We start from the raw sequence: 14,934 nt of genomic DNA, 5'->3' as shown, positions 1-14,934 counted from the left end.
ATGCTTTTCACGCCGCCTGACGTTCGTATCCAGGCAAAATCTTGACAAATACCCAGGGCTGGACGCAGACTGCCCATGCAGCCTTGCAAGTCACGCTAGCGCTCCCGAAGGCTTTAAGTTGGCGTTAGATAACACCTCGCCAAGGCTCGCGATAGAACCGCAAACTTAAGGATAAAAATTAACAATAATAATCAGGAGGGCACCATGAAAATAATCGTTTTGGGGTTGATTCTAGCGTTCAATAGTCTGACCGTTCATGCCGCAAAATATGGCCTTGAGCCCGGCGATGCGGTGCTGACCAATTGTCACGAAATTTATACCAGAGGCGTGGTCAAAGCCAAGGTCGATGACGGCTACACCGTGCATTTTCCGAAGAACAGCGGTCCCATCCAATGTCCGCCGTTTCGTTGGCACGCCGAGTTTGTGCTGCCGTTTCAATCGGTTCCGGAATACCGTCTGAAATTTTTGGGCGGGTTAAAACGCGACATCGTGTTTCAAGTCGGCGAGCCGGTGACTTTTCGGGTCGATACCGACAAACGCGTCGTCAAGAACAAATCCAGCATCGATATAGACGCGCAGATTACCGACATCAGCAGTAACGGCGCTATAGCCGTGAAATTAATCAGCACCGACCCGGAAGCCGCGGCGACCTTTTGGCAATGGATAGGCGGCAACTACGTGGATTTACGGCACAAATATTTGGAACTGGAACGGGATAAAAGATCGCGGTAATCCGGATGAGTTGAGTTAAGGATTTTCATGTATTTGCCAACTCAAGCGTTGGCAAGTTTTAGCTATTTAGTGAATCGCAAAACTCTGCAAATCGCCGAGAGACTCGTGGGAAGGAGAGTTACTTGTCATTCCCATAGTTCCCTAGCTCTTGATTGAAAGGGAGATCAACTCAACTTGAATCCTGGTTTGCTTATTTTCCTTATTTCCCATACGCTTTCGGTCAAACACACTGAGGCGACATCACCATCCATTTAAAGATGATCGTAAACATTTCGAGTGGCCGGGTGGGGAATATTGGTGGAGACGGCATGAGTTCAGCATTTTTCCATTTGACAATAGTTGATCGGGCCGTCGATGCCGGTGAAAGATAACTTCAACATTACCATGGATCAGTTGCGGATCGGGTTGTATATCCAACTCGATCTCAAGTGGTTTGATCACCCTTTCTCGTTCAGCAATTTCAAGATTAAGAACGAGGCACAGATCAAGACCCTCCAGAGTCTCGGCCTCAAGTCGATTCGCTACGATCCGGCCCTCAGCGATTTCAATCCATTACCTCAAAAGACACAGCAGATACAAGAAACACAGGTACAGGTTGCAGCCAAACCGGATATGTCGCCGGCGTTGGCGGCCAAGCTCGCGCTAGTCGAGCGAATTCAGCTGCAGAGAGAGGCGGCGGCGCGGATTGAGAATGCCTTTGTCAATACCGCTAAAACGATACACAGTATCGAGAAAAACCTGTTCACCATGCCGGCGGAAACTGTGCGAACCGCGAGAATATTGGTAGACCAAATTATCGACTCGCTTCTTTCCGCGCCTGAACTCGCTATTCACGTCATGATTGGTAAGGCAGGTGCCGAGGAAATGTATTATCACTCCTTGAATGTCACCATGCTTTCCCTGATGATGGCTCGCGACATCGAGTTGCCCCAAGAGGTCGTCAGCACCTTGGGCATAGGCGCACTTTTCCACGATATCGGCCATAAGGAGATTCCCTCCAAGATACTAATGAAAAAGGACCCGTTCAATCAGGCTGAGCGCCATTTATTCGAAATGCATTGCGAGTACGGCGTGGGTATTGGTCAGCGACTCGGGCTTGCACCAGCCGTCTTGACCATCATCCGCGAACATCACGAATTGTTCGATGGGACTGGCTACCCCAGTAAACTCAAAGGCGAAGCTATCGGTTTGCTTTCCCGCATTGTCGTCATTGCCAACCATTACGATGAACTTTGCAACCCGGTGAATATTAACGATGCGCTGACGCCCCACGAGGCTCTTTCGACGATGTTCGCCAAGTTGCGCAACAAATTCGATCAGAAACTGCTTCAGGTCTTCATCCGCTGCCTTGGGGTTTATCCTCCCGGCACGATCGTGCAGTTTTCCAATGGTGTGATCGGCATGGTTGTTACGGTCAATACCGCCAAACCGATGAAACCCTTAGTACTCATTTACGACGCAGATATTCCCAGGGATGAAGCAATCCTGGTGGACATGGCGTGCGAAGCGGATGCCAATATTGCGAAGGCGATCAGACCGGCACAGGTGCCGCGGGAAATATACAACTATCTCAGTCCACGCAAACGGGTCAATTATTATTTCGATCCGAGCCAACCCGGGCAGGAGCAAGCCGCCAGATGACCTGCCTAGAACATTTGATGATGGATTACAGCCAGAACATGATGCTGCTGGTCGAACCCACTGAGTTGCGGATCATTGTTGTCAACAAGGTGGTAGAAAAGATGCTTGGCTATTCGGAAGAGGCATTGCTTACCATGGCCATCACCAATATCGAAAGTTCATTGCAAGATGTCTTTTATTGGGAAGATGTTCGTAACGGCCAATATCTCGATATCGAAACCCAGGATGGACTTTACCAATGCGCCGATGGTTCGTTGCTGACGGTAACGAAATCCGTCAAGGTCATTCACCATGAAGGGAACCCTCTGATTCTGATACAGGCCAGGGATGTACAGAACGAACACAAGGCTGAGGATGCCTTGGCCCAGATATTGTCCCAACTGAGAGCCACGCTGGAATCGACCGGCAACGGCATTCTGGTCATCGATTGGCATGGCAAGATCGCCAACATGAACCGTCAGTTTAGTAGCATGTGGGGTATTTCGGACGATTTGCTGCTTGAGCGGGAGGAAGCGGATATTCTCGAGTCCATTGTCGGCCTCGTCGTCGAGCCGGAAGCATTTCGTGTTCGCCTCCAGGAACTCGTCGGCAACAGAGAAACCGAAGATATCCTGTATCTCACGGATGGCCGGATTTTCGAATGCCGATCGCGGCCGCAATATCTGGGTGAGCACATCATTGGCCGCGTCTTCGGCTTTAACGATATCACCGAGCAAAAGCGGGCCGAGGAAGCTTTGCGCGATTCCCGAGACGAACTCGAAGAGCAGGTGCATAAGCGTACTGCTTCACTGCAAATGGCGAATACGCAATTGCTGGCCGAAAAGGCGCGGCAAGAGGATCTCATCAGGCAGCTTGAAGAAACCCAGATGCAACTACTGCAATCCGAAAAAATGGCGTCGATTGGCCAGCTCGCCGCCGGCGTGGCCCACGAGATCAATAACCCCATTGGCTTCGTCAACTCCAACTTGAGTACCTTGCAAGAGTATGTCGATGGGATGCTCAGGCTGCTGGCGGCTTACGAACAGATCGAAGGTACGTTGGTGAATGAGGCCTTGCAAGATATCACGCAGCTGAAGCAGGAAGTTAATATTGGGTATCTGCGCGGAGATATCGGCGATCTTCTGACAGAATCCCTAGACGGCTTGCAGCGAGTGCGGCGCATCGTAAAGGATCTGAAGGACTTCTCTCACGTCGGCGAATTGGAACAGCAATCGGCGAATCTTGAGTCGGGTCTCGACAGCACGCTTAACGTAGTATGGAACGAAATCAAATATAAAGCCGATGTCGTCAAGGAATATGGCGGAATCCCCGAGGTCAACTGCATCGCGTCCCAACTCAACCAAGTGTTCATGAACCTTTTGATCAATGCGGTGCAAGCGATAGAGGATCATGGCCGAATTACGATTCGCACCGGTCATGACGAGAAAAATGTCTGGGTTGAGGTGGAGGATACCGGCAAGGGCATCAAGCCCGAACAGCTCGGAAAAATCTTCGATCCGTTCTTTACCACCAAATCGGTCGGCATGGGCACAGGTCTGGGTCTATCGCTATCCTATGGGATTGTTAAAAAGCACAATGGCTGGATAGAGGTGAAGAGCGAACTGGGTAAGGGCACTTGTTTTCGGGTATTTTTGCCGCGGACTAGCTGACAGGCGTTCCGCCATTTTGCCGTTATGCCTATTCCCCCCCGCAAATGGCGGACAGCTGTTCGGTTCTGGGGAATGGTTTCGGAATTAGACTTCGTGATTTCGTTTCCAATCGGCAGCGCTCGAGTTATTTTCTCCATCGATCAAGCTCTGAGCTCGGATGACCGAGAAATTTTCTTGAACGACCGAGCTGCGAGCTCAATCGGCCGAGAAATTTTCTCAATTGATCGAGCTCTGACCCGGAGCGGCCGAGTTATTTTCTCGATCATTTTCACTTAGAACTGCATCGTTCAGGCTTCAAGCTAAAACGTTGGAGTTATTTTGTCCAATGACCGAGAAAAAAGCTTGGCCGTTGCAGAAAATAACTCCAAGGGCCGAGAAAATAAGTCAAATCGGGGGGGCGATTAGTGAACGGACGGGGTATTTGCCGCAGCCGTCGCGCTCGTCGATCTTCTGACGAAGCGGAGGCTTAAACCGTCCAGGTGTTGTTCCAGGGCGCCATTTTTGCCTGCCAGTTTCGCCGCTTGATAGACCGGCAAGGTCTGGCTGTAAATATCGCTGCCCGTAGCCAAAAACGTATCCTCCAGCCGGCCGTGCAACTGCGCCAAGGCCATCACCAAACCCTAGTCCACAAACGCCCGGCGCTCGTCGGCGTTTAAATCGATCAAAAACGGCAACAGGTTTTAAATTTGATTGATCAAATCCATCGCGACATTCTGCTGGTCGGCGGAGAGTTTGCCCTGGATTAAATCTTTGTTCTTAATCGCTCCTTGTCAAAAAAAATGATACCGATATGCCTGTCGATGCCTGCATCGAATGGATCGAATTCCGGTAAGTTAAAGGGAGGGTAGGGAGATGGCAGTCGCTGCATGCTTAAACTGCCTATTTACACAATCGAGCAGCAAAATATGTTGAATAAGAGTCTAATATGAGCCGCCCATCGGTTGCCAGCCGGGTGTAGTGGAAAATCGGCAAGGATTCAAACCTATCCGAACCCGAATATTAAGAGGGGTTGATTTGTTAACGGATTGAAATTTGGTCGTAATGCTGGTGAGTCGTTTGGTTGGGCTGATGGCTATCAAGGTCAAATGCTCGAGTTCGGCCATATTGCGACACTCATACTGGTGAAAAATATTACTCAAGAACGGCAGGTTTTGAGTAGAAAGCTGACTGATCGCTTCGCCAAGTCCGCAGATGAATTAAAGATGCTACGCTTATACGGCGAATTAGTTTGAAAGCTTGGTGTTGGAAACAAAAAATTAACGAGAACTGCATGTTCATTACAAATGGAAAAAATCTTGGCACAGGATTGTTAACACTCCCCACTAAATTCATCGGTGGACTCGAAAGTTCCTTTGTCCTCGTCATTCTAGCTATTGCGTTGCAAGCGCCGAGCACGACGTTGGCAGCTGGACCGTCAACTTCAAGTTCCGATGCCAAGTCGCCTACTGGGTTGGATACACCAGTGCCCGATCTGGTCTCGCAATACCCAAGCCCGCCAGTTGCTGCTGGCTTGGTTGAAAATGCCGACTGGCCGAAAAACCGCTATGCCAAATGCCGCGCTCAACCCAGCATGGCGTGTCTATTCGAACAGGTGTCCGAAAATTTACCGTATGATTCACCTGATGGGCTTGCTCACCGCAACGGTTTTAGTCTTACGGCACTGGCATTAGGGATTCCTGAGTGGGCGCGGAAAACATATCTATTGGATACCAATAGTAACTATAACCGCTATTCCTGGCTTGCCGAACCGACCAGCCTTTTGGCGCGGGCGGAATGGGCATTGGGATTAAATACAGAGGCTCAACTTTCGACAAAGCAAGCCTTCGACATCGCTTTTACAAAGCGAACCGGCACCTCCACATCAACGTATCTCAATGACATGGAATCCGTTTTGCCGTTGTTTTTAGCAGGTGATAGCCCGGTGAGTGCCGATAACGCCATCAGTTATTTCAAATTTGCCGAAGCCGAACACGTTCCGAATGCCTTTAGAATTCTGGAAAACGCCGGCATTGCTCAGGCAAGACACGGTGATATCCAGGAAGCATTGCGTTTGGCGGACGCTTTGTCTGCGGATGCCAACGAGGACGCTATTTCTGTTACCAGTCTGCGCGTGTTGAAAAACAAAAAGCCCGATATTTATACTTCCGTGATATTGGCCCTGGCTGAAGGCCGCCTCGACCGCGGTGACGCCGCCGCCGCCCGTGAAGCATTGAGCGAATTGGAACAAGGCGAACCCAATTTCCTAAAGGAAAGTCAACTCGCCGCGCGTCCAGGCGTTTTGTATGCGCGATTAGGCGAAACTGACAAGGCCGTTGGCGCCGTAAAAAACATAACCCGGCCCCATTTTCAAAGCGGTATGGATGACGTTGCGGTTGCGCTTTGCAAAGCCAACAGATATGACGCAGGACAAGCTTTAGCCGAGAAAATAATCGAACTTGAAAAAGCGATGGGACTTAAAAGAGTTTCGTTCATAACCAAAGCCAAATTGGCAAAGATAGCGTTTTTCTGCGGAAATCCGAAAAAAGCCAAAACCGATTTTGTCGAGGCATTAACCGAAGCCAATGGCTTTCATTGCTCTACAGACAGTTGCACTAGAGAATACCGAGACATAAAGAATATGAAGCTCGATGTTCTGGCCACCGGTTGGTTGGAGCCGATTTGGCAACGCGGTCGCTTCGAAGATCCACTTATCAGCTTAAAAATTGCCGTGCAACGTGCCGAGCAGGGCGACGCCTCGGCCGCACTGGCTCGCCTGGATGATCTAGCTGCGATATACCCAGGAAACCACGGCGATGGTTTTCCTCATTTGTTTGTATTAGCCAAAGCGCAGGTATTCGCCGCTCTCGGCCGCAACAGCGAGATGGAAACCGAACTCGCCACAGCGCGAAGCATCGCAGTCAACTACGACCATCACCGTAGGCGTGCGCGTGGTTTGCTAGAGGTAGCGGAAACACTGCTTAAACTAAAACAAACCGATAAGGCACAGACATATGCCATGGAGGCGGCTAACGAGCTGGCGAATAATATGTCTACAGGCCAAGGCCAATTCGTATATAGCACGCCCGGCGATGAAGGTATCGTCAAATTACTCGCCCAAACCGGAGCTGATGCCGATGCGCTGAACACGGCTTGGTCATTTCTGGAACCTGATCGCCATGGTCAATTGGGAGGGCAAAAGCAAGCTCGCCAGAGGGTTTTAGCCGAAATTGCCTTGGCGCAATTTAAACAAGAGCCGAATACGCAGCTTCTCGACGCGATTTCTAAAATCGGGTCGCTCAGTGATCGTCTGAGCAGTTGGCTGCAGGCACTGACTATCGCCGCGACCCCAGAAAACGAAGAAGGACAAGATTTTGTCAAATCGGCCCTTAGAGGTGAAATGCAGAAATTAGCAGATTCGCTGAAGGCCAGTATGAAACCCTCGGATCGGCGACAAGCGATACATTCGATTGCCACGCTTTTGCAAGCGGATACTCTGGTACTTGACGAAGCCCAGAAATTAAAAACGATTGGAACGCTCGCCGAATCTGCCCGCGCGATGACCGAAAGCCAATATGGAGCCAAAGCCTTATGCGAATTGGCTTACACCGCTCATGCCATTCGGCAGCGAGCGTTGGCAAGCGCTTGGTTTGAAGAAGCAAAAAATCGAGCGGACAAAAAATATTACTCATATAGCTATCCCATTGAAGAATCGCCGCTAGGAGCCTGCGCTTATTGGGCGAAGACTGCGGGAAATACAGAGCTGGCAGACATGTTCGTAGCGGAACTGCTCAAACCACTGCCAGAAAAGCTGGATAACATTCATTCTCAAATTCATACCTTGCTAAACGTTGCGATTGCCTACGCCGAATACGAAAAAGGCGAGGTTTTCTGGGCGGAATATGGCCGGTAAATCCGCTTCGTGTTTCAGCATGTATTCAGTAACTAAGTCTAAACAGGTTATTTGCAACACGGTCCGAACGTCGGCTTTGACCAAAGCTTGAGACATTCGATTTCCGAATGTCATCAGGCAGCTTAGGGTCGAAATTTGCCCGTCAAAATCATCACATGGCTTTTGGGCTATCTAGCCATGGCAGTTTGAATGTCCCACCAGCGGGACAGAATATCAACTCCCATGCCGAACCCCTCAATTCATATTGCGGCAATGGAAAACGTTCCGGGCGGGCTGAACAATCCGCCCGATTTTTAAAGAGAAAGCCCGCCGTCGTGTTCGACGTAATTGCCAACAATTAAAGTTGGCAATTACGGGCCGATAGTCGTTCTCAGCGTTAATCCTGCAAAGCTTTCAACAAGCCTTGCAACTTGTCGTTGGCATCGCCGAACAGCATGCGGGTGTTTTCATGCACGAACAGCGGGTTGCCGACGCCGGCGTAACCGGAGGCCATCGAGCGTTTCAGCACGATGGTAGTCGCGCCTTTCCAGCATTCCAGCACCGGCATGCCGGCTATCGGGCTGTTGGGGTCGTCCAAAGCGGATGGGTTGACGATGTCGTTGGCGCCGATAACGATGGAGACGTCGACATGCGGAAAGTCTTCGTTGATTTCGTCCATTTCAAACACGATGTCATACGGGACTTTTGCTTCGGCCAGCAAGACGTTCATATGGCCCGGCATGCGGCCGGCGACCGGATGAATCGCAAATCGGACTTTTTTACCGTGGCTGGTCAGATATTTGGTGATTTCGTTGACTGTGTGCTGAGCTTGCGCCACCGCCATGCCGTAGCCGGGGATGATAACAATGTCTTTAGAGTCTCGCAGTAATTGAGCAGTCTCTTCGACTTCGATAGCTTGCACCTCGCCGACCACTTCCGCCGCTTCGCCGCCGGCACTGCCGAAACCGCCGGCGATCACACTAAGAAAGTGCCGATTCATGGCCCGGCACATGATGTAACTCAGAATCGCGCCGCTGGAGCCGACCAAGGCGCCTGTAACGATTAATAAATCGTTGCTGAGCATGAAGCCGGTGGCCGCGGCGGCCCAACCCGAATAGCTGTTCAACATCGATACCACCACCGGCATATCGGCGCCGCCGATGGCCATCACCATATGCACGCCAAACACCAGGGCAATTGCGGTCATGATCGCCAACGGCAGCAAGCCGCCGCCGGTTTCGGTACCTTCGAGAAAGTTGCCGCCCAAGATAAAAGTGACAACGAACATGGCCAGATTCAGCCAATGCCGGGCCGGTAATAGTACCGGTTTGCCGCTGATGCGGCCGCACAGCTTGCCGAAGGCGATCACCGAGCCGGAAAATGTCACTGCACCGATGAAAATGCCGATGTAGATTTCCAGTTCGTGTATGGTTTTTTCCGCGCCTTCCAGACTGGTGGAATGGTCCATGAAGTTGGCATATCCCACCAGCACCGCCGCCATACCGACCAAGCTGTGCATTAAAGCCACCAGCTCCGGCATTTGCGTCATTTCCACTTTGGCGGCGGCTTTGGTGCCGATAAAGCCGCCAATCAGCAGGGCGATGGTCAGCATCGTATAGGCGGTGACGCTGCCGCCTAACACGGTGGCGACAATCGCAATCGCCATGCCGGTCATGCCGAAGTAATTGCCGCGCCGTGACGTATCTTGCTTGCTCAGGCCGCTAAGGCTGAGAATGAAAAGAATCGAGGCTGCAATGTACGCCATTGTAACTAGACCGTTTGACATGTAGCTCTCCTTATTTTCTGAACATTTCAAGCATGCGGCGCGTCACCAGGAAGCCGCCGGCAATATTGATGGACGCGATCAGGATGGCCAGCGCGGACAAGATGCTGACGATGGCACTGGGCGCCGATACCTGCACCAATGCGCCGATCACGATAATGCCGCTGATGGCGTTGGTGACGCTCATCAGGGGTGTGTGCAATGACGGCGAGACATTCCAGATCACCTGATAACCGACGAAGCAAGCCAGTACGAATACGGTGAAATGGGATAAAAACGAAGTGGGCGCGACTGCGCCGACTCCGAATAGTGCCAAGCCTGCCAGCAAGATCGGCAGCCATTGCTTAACCGGTTCCGGTAGCAGCGATTTGGTTTCGGCGGCTGCGGCAGTTTCGCTTGCCGCAGCTTGTTTGGGCGCCGCGGAGAGTTTGGGTGGTGGCGGCGGCCAGGTAATATTGCCTTCCTTGATCACGGTAGCGCCGCGAATCACCTCGTCTTCCATATTGATGACGGTGTTGCCGTCTTTGCCGGGTGTGAGATCGGTCAGCAGATGACGCAGGTTGGTGGCGTAAAGTTGGCTGGATTGATTGGCCAAGCGGCTGGGCAAATTGGTGTAGCCGATGATGGTTACATCATGTTTGACGACGACTTGGTTTTTCTCGGTCAACGCGCAGTTACCGCCTTGTTCGGCGGCTAAATCGACGATGACGCTGCCGGGTTTCATCGATGCCACCATCTCGGCGGTTATCAGCTCGGGAGCGGGCTTACCGGGGATCAAAGCGGTGGTGACGATGATGTCCACTTCCTTGGCTTGCAGGGCAAACAAGGCCATCTCGGCTTCGATAAACTCCTTGGACATGGTTTTGGCGTAGCCGCCTGTACCGGAGCCGTCTTCCTGGAAATCCAGCATCAAAAACTCGGCGTCCATACTTTCGATTTGTTCTTTCACTTCCGGCCGGGTATCGAAGGCGCGGACGATAGCACCCATGCCTTTCGCGGCGCCGATGGCAGCCAGACCGGCGACGCCGGCGCCGATCACTAACACCTTGGCCGGTGGGATTTTACCGGCGGCGGTTATTTGACCGGTAAAGAAACGGCCGAAGTGCTGAGCGGCTTCCACGATGGCGCGATAGCCGGCGATATTGGCCATGGAACTCAGTGCGTCCATTTTTTGGGCGCGGGACATGCGCGGCACGCTGTCCATCGCCAGCACCGTGACTTTCTTCGCTGCCAGTTTTTGCATCAGCGCTTCGTTTTGCGCCGGCCAGATAAAGCTAATTAATTGCTGGCCTTCGCGCAGCAAATCGGCTTCGTCGATAGCCAGTTGCGGATGAAATTCGGGAGCCCGGACTTTCATGACGATATCGCTGTTTTGCCATAATTCCTGCGCCGATCCGACAACCTGTACGCCGGCCGCGCGATAAGCCTCATCGGGAATATTGGCATCGTCGCCGGCACCGCTTTCCACCAGCACTTCAAAACCCAATTTGATGATTTTTTCCGCAGCCTCTGGCGTGGTAGCGACGCGCTTTTCGCCGTCGTGAACTTCTTTGGGAACACCGATTTTCATGATTTCTCCTTTAGTGTGGAGGGAAAGAACGGATGGTTATTAGGCCGAAAAGCCAGCGGGCGAGGATAGGGGATTGAACCGGTTTTATCAATTGTTTTCTGTGAGCGTGGCGATTTACGCTAAAATCCAGGTGCCCGCTTAAGCCAACTTGAACAACAATGAAAATTTTGGTGGTCGACGATAGCAAAGTGATCAGACAGCTGGTCACTGAATGCCTCAAGGAAATGGGGCACGAATTGGCTTATGCTGAAAACGGAGCCGAATCTTTACAGTACGTGGCTGACCATGATGTCGACTTGATTTTGATGGATGTGGAAATGCCGTTTCTAAGCGGTTTCGACGCCACCAAAGCGATCCGCGAGCTAAAAAAAGCCGATTGGTTTCCAATCATTTTTTTAACCGTGTACGACGACGATGAATCGTTTGCCAGCGGCATTCTGGCCGGCGGCGATGCCTACTTGCCAAAACCGCTGAATCCCGCACGTTTGCGACTAACCGTTATCGCCATGGAACGGATTTACGTGATGCGGCAAAGACTGCAAACAACTCAGCTGGAATTGGAAACCGCCAATCAGGAATTGGAGCGTTTGTCCTTGCGCGATCAATTGACCGGCCTGGGCAATCGCCGTCATTTCGATAGCAATTTAGGTATGCAATTTGCGCTTTCCCGGCGCAATAAGTCGCCGTTGTCGCTGATCATTTGCGATATCGATTACTTTAAAAACTACAACGATTCCCTGGGACATCCGCAAGGCGATGCTTGTCTGATAGAAGTTGCCAAAGTGATTAGGGAACAGCTGGAACGTGCCAGCGATCTGATTTGCCGTTACGGTGGCGAGGAGTTCGTGGCTATATTGCCGAGTACGTGTTTAGCGGAGGCGAGAACCTTGGCCGACAGTATTCGCGAGCAAGTCTGCGAAAAAAACATTGTATACGGAGAGTCGGACAGTAGGTGCATCAGCCTGAGCTTGGGCTTGGCAACTTATGTCGGCCAATATAAAACCGAGCGGGAACTGTTGGAGGCGGCTGATGCGGCCTTGTACAAGGCCAAGCAAAACGGCCGTAACCGTGTGGAAATCAATTAAAGCGTGTATCGAGCCAAAGACTTTATAGAAACCGCGGAAGGTTTGATTTTCGCGGTAGTGGCCGAAGGCCTGGAAGCGGGGAAGGCGTTATGTTTTCTCCGCTACCTGTGTCTGGATGATGTGTGGCGTAAGGTAGATACCGAGTACGCCAACAATTATCTCACTCAGCATCATCCGCAATATCTACACTATTCGACATCGCTCGACGCGCATTTGCATGCAGTGCCTGTTGCCGCCATCGTTCGGCATTACCGGCCGCAAAAAGTCTTACAAGACTTATTGGCTGATCAGCCTGCGGACCAAGTAATCGCCGATTTGCATCGTTTGTGCGATTTGTTGCGGACCCACGGTTTGGGGCTAGATCAATTTGGTGTGACCGGGTCGCTGCTGGTGGGCATGCAGAAACATAGCTCCGATATCGATCTGGTCTGCTACGAGCGCAGCGAATTTCATCACGCGCGCAATATCGTTCAAGCTTTAATTGGCGAAGGCCGCTGTCAGGCATTAAGCGACGAGGATTGGTTGGAGGCGTATAAGCGGCGAGCATGCGACTTTGCCTTTGACGAATATGTCTGGCACGAGCAGCGCAAGTACAACAAGGCCATGATCAACGGACGGAAATTCGACTTATCCCTGACTATTTCCGCGCCGGGTGCGGCGGGAAGAAAATATCGCAAACTGGGTTTTGTCAGTATCGATGCCGAAGTCAGCGATGATCGCTACGGTTTTGATTATCCGGCGCAATTTTCCATCAAACATCCGGAAATCGAAAGCGTGGTGTGTTTTACCGCCACGTATAACGGCCAGGCGCAAACAGGCGAAAGAGTGCACGTCGCCGGACAATTGGAAGCCGATCAAAATGGGACACGCCGCGTAGTAGTGGGCTCGAGTCGGGAAGCGATAGGCGAGTTTATCAGGGTGATTCGGTGAGTGCCCGCCGCTTGCGTGCGGTCATCTTCGACATGGATGGCTTGGTACTGGATAGCGAGCCGACTTACGTGCATGCGTGGCGGCAGGCTGCCGCCGAGCTTGGTTTCCCGCTTCCGGATTCATTTTGGACGGATTTATCCGGCTGTTCCGGAACGATGGTCAGCCGGCGCTTACTGGATAGATGCGGTCTTGGGTTCGATCTGGAACGGTTTCAGACCTTAAGTGGCGCTTACTGGCTTGCTCATGTTCAGCGATATGGCATAGCGGTAAAGCCCGGTTTTTTTAACTTATTGGAAGTGCTTTTCCAGCGTGACTTGCCGTTTTGTCTGGCAACCAATAGTGCGCTCACGGCGGCGCAAAAATGTTTGGCCAATGCCGGTCTGGCGGACAGGTTTCCTTGTATCGTTGCCGGCGATACCGTGTCTGCCGCAAAGCCGGCACCGGACATTTTTTTGCGCGCGGCCGCCGAAATGGAGCGGCCGATTCAGGATTGCCTGGTGTTGGAAGACTCGCCTATAGGCATCCGCGCCGCGCTTGCCGCCGGCGCGCCGTGCATTTTCGTGCCGTCTTTGAAACCGGCCGATGCCTGGGCTGCCGAGCATGCCGATTATCTGATGGACGATCTGCAGCAAGTGGCCGATTTTATCTCGGCCGGCTAACATCATCCGCTATAATGCCCATTCCTTAGTGTTCGACGGAATCCAGGTAGTGAAAGCGCGGTACCAAACAGTTACAGTCATTGCTCCTGCTCGCTTGCATATGGGCTTTATCGATTTAAGCGGGGCGTTGGGCCGGCATTTCGGTAGTATCGGTTTGGCGCTGAACGAAATCAATACCCGGCTGACCATCGCCGGGGCCGATGACTTGCAAGCTAGCGGCCCCAGCGCCGACCGCGCTCTAAAATATACCCGGCAATTTTGTAATTTACTGGGGGTTTCCGACTTACTCAATATCACTATCGATAACGCAATTCCCGAACATATCGGTTTAGGGTCCGGAACGCAAATGGCTTTGGCCGTCGGTGCCGCATTAAATGCCTATTACGCTTTGGGGCTGTCGGTACGGGAAATTGCGCAACTTTCCGATCGCGGCGTGCGTTCCGGTATCGGTATCGGTACCTTTGAAAAAGGCGGTCTGGTGGTGGACGGCGGCCGTGGGCCGGATACCAAGACCCCACCGATGATTGCGCAGATGGATGTCCCCGAAGACTGGCGGTTTATTCTGGTGTTCGATGAGCGCGGCCAAGGTTTGCATGGCGAACAAGAAGTCAGCGCCTTTCAGCAATTGCCGCCGTTTCCGCAAGCGCAGGCGGAGCGTTTATGCTACCGCTTGCTGATGCAAGGTTTGCCCGCATTGGCCGAGCAAGATCTTGATAAATTTGGCGAGGTGATTAGCTCGTTGCAACAAGCGGTCGGGGAACATTTTGCGCCGGTGCAGGGCGGCGTATTCACCAGTCCCGATGTTGCTGCGGCGATGGCGAGTTTGGTCGCGCAAGGCGCGGTAGCGGTTGGTCAGACTTCTTGGGGGCCGACTGGATTTTGCGCGGTTGCCAATCCGCAACGCGCGGCGGAGTTGTTGGCGCGGACGGCGCATCAATTTGCCGAATCGCCATTGAGTTTCCTCGTAGCCAGCGCCAGGAATCAGAAGGCGGAAATCATCCTCAGCTAGCGTTTGCC

General features: G+C 52.2%; 12 protein-coding genes. 9 read left to right on the top strand and 3 right to left on the bottom strand.

Translation table 11 applies throughout. The annotated features are described in order from the left end of the window. Window positions 1-204 precede the first annotated feature (204 nt). The 3 genes from ACH50O_RS08070 (at window position 205) to ACH50O_RS08060 (ending at window position 4,022) form a co-directional block, all read left to right on the top strand. Window positions 205-732, top strand: coding sequence for a hypothetical protein (locus ACH50O_RS08070; RefSeq protein WP_446811507.1), 528 nt, complete (start codon window positions 205-207; stop codon window positions 730-732). Between the two features lie 354 nt (window positions 733-1,086). Beyond that, window positions 1,087-2,373 carry an HD-GYP domain-containing protein gene (locus ACH50O_RS08065; RefSeq protein WP_446811506.1) on the top strand — a complete coding sequence of 429 codons (1,287 nt, stop codon included), beginning with the start codon at window positions 1,087-1,089 and terminating at the stop codon, window positions 2,371-2,373. Continuing rightward, the gene (locus ACH50O_RS08060; protein WP_446811505.1) at window positions 2,370-4,022 is read left to right on the top strand and encodes an ATP-binding protein; all 1,653 of its coding nucleotides are present in this window, start codon (window positions 2,370-2,372) and stop codon (window positions 4,020-4,022) included. Before ACH50O_RS08065 ends, ACH50O_RS08060 begins: the two co-directional genes overlap by 4 nt. Window positions 4,023-4,423: 401 nt before the next feature. On the opposite strand, the gene ACH50O_RS08055 is transcribed toward ACH50O_RS08060, so the two are convergent. Then, complete coding sequence (locus ACH50O_RS08055; RefSeq protein ID WP_446811504.1) at window positions 4,424-4,633, bottom strand: hypothetical protein; 210 nt, start codon at window positions 4,631-4,633, stop codon at window positions 4,424-4,426. A gap of 414 nt (window positions 4,634-5,047) precedes the next feature. On the opposite strand from ACH50O_RS08055, the gene ACH50O_RS08050 reads away from it, so the two are divergent. Together ACH50O_RS08050 and ACH50O_RS08045 are read left to right on the top strand one after the other, a co-directional pair. Beyond that, entirely contained in the window at window positions 5,048-5,254 is a 207-nt protein-coding gene (locus tag ACH50O_RS08050) for a hypothetical protein (protein ID WP_446811503.1), read from the top strand. Next, complete coding sequence (locus ACH50O_RS08045; protein WP_446811502.1) at window positions 5,251-7,911, top strand: hypothetical protein; 2,661 nt, start codon at window positions 5,251-5,253, stop codon at window positions 7,909-7,911. The genes ACH50O_RS08050 and ACH50O_RS08045 overlap by 4 nt, the downstream gene beginning before the upstream one ends. Before the next feature lie 376 nt (window positions 7,912-8,287). On the opposite strand, the gene pntB is transcribed toward ACH50O_RS08045, so the two are convergent. Beyond that, window positions 8,288-9,676: a Re/Si-specific NAD(P)(+) transhydrogenase subunit beta gene (gene pntB / locus ACH50O_RS08040; RefSeq protein WP_446811501.1), complete on the bottom strand. Its 1,389-nt coding sequence runs from the start codon at window positions 9,674-9,676 to the stop codon at window positions 8,288-8,290. 10 nt (window positions 9,677-9,686) lie between these two features. After that, complete coding sequence (locus tag ACH50O_RS08035) at window positions 9,687-11,243, bottom strand: Re/Si-specific NAD(P)(+) transhydrogenase subunit alpha (protein WP_446811500.1); 1,557 nt, start codon at window positions 11,241-11,243, stop codon at window positions 9,687-9,689. Window positions 11,244-11,401: 158 nt separating this feature from the next. Here ACH50O_RS08035 and ACH50O_RS08030 point away from each other — a divergent pair, with 158 nt between their 5' ends. From ACH50O_RS08030 to ACH50O_RS08015, 4 genes are read left to right on the top strand one after another with little or no spacing between them, the layout of a single operon-like run. Continuing rightward, the gene (locus tag ACH50O_RS08030; protein ID WP_446811499.1) at window positions 11,402-12,328 is read left to right on the top strand and encodes a GGDEF domain-containing response regulator; all 927 of its coding nucleotides are present in this window, start codon (window positions 11,402-11,404) and stop codon (window positions 12,326-12,328) included. 3 nt (window positions 12,329-12,331) lie between these two features. After that, on the top strand, window positions 12,332-13,258 hold the full coding sequence (locus ACH50O_RS08025) for a hypothetical protein (RefSeq protein WP_446811498.1): 927 nt from the start codon (window positions 12,332-12,334) through the stop codon (window positions 13,256-13,258). Further along, window positions 13,255-13,917, top strand: a complete 663-nt coding sequence (locus ACH50O_RS08020) for an HAD family hydrolase (RefSeq protein ID WP_446811497.1) — start codon at window positions 13,255-13,257, stop codon at window positions 13,915-13,917. Before ACH50O_RS08025 ends, ACH50O_RS08020 begins: the two co-directional genes overlap by 4 nt. Before the next feature lie 49 nt (window positions 13,918-13,966). Then, entirely contained in the window at window positions 13,967-14,926 is a 960-nt protein-coding gene (locus ACH50O_RS08015) for a beta-ribofuranosylaminobenzene 5'-phosphate synthase family protein (RefSeq protein WP_446811496.1), read from the top strand. The last annotated feature ends 8 nt before the right edge of the window (window positions 14,927-14,934 follow it).

The organism is Methylomonas sp. 2BW1-5-20, from assembly GCF_052474515.1.
Note: the sequence above shows the minus strand (reverse complement) of the source record. Positions and strands in the feature narration are given on the sequence as shown.

What these genes read in the sequence shown, in the direction of transcription:
- ACH50O_RS08070 (WP_446811507.1), top strand. Translation starts at nt 205, where the DNA reads ATGAAAATAATCGTTTTGGGGTTGATTCTAGCGTTCAATAGTCTGACC.
- ACH50O_RS08065 (WP_446811506.1), top strand. Translation starts at nt 1,087, where the DNA reads ATGCCGGTGAAAGATAACTTCAACATTACCATGGATCAGTTGCGGATC.
- pntB (WP_446811501.1), bottom strand. Translation starts at nt 9,676, where the DNA reads ATGTCAAACGGTCTAGTTACAATGGCGTACATTGCAGCCTCGATTCTT.
- ACH50O_RS08055 (WP_446811504.1), bottom strand. Translation starts at nt 4,633, where the DNA reads ATGGCCTTGGCGCAGTTGCACGGCCGGCTGGAGGATACGTTTTTGGCT.
- ACH50O_RS08035 (WP_446811500.1), bottom strand. Translation starts at nt 11,243, where the DNA reads ATGAAAATCGGTGTTCCCAAAGAAGTTCACGACGGCGAAAAGCGCGTC.
- ACH50O_RS08030 (WP_446811499.1), top strand. Translation starts at nt 11,402, where the DNA reads ATGAAAATTTTGGTGGTCGACGATAGCAAAGTGATCAGACAGCTGGTC.
- ACH50O_RS08060 (WP_446811505.1), top strand. Translation starts at nt 2,370, where the DNA reads ATGACCTGCCTAGAACATTTGATGATGGATTACAGCCAGAACATGATG.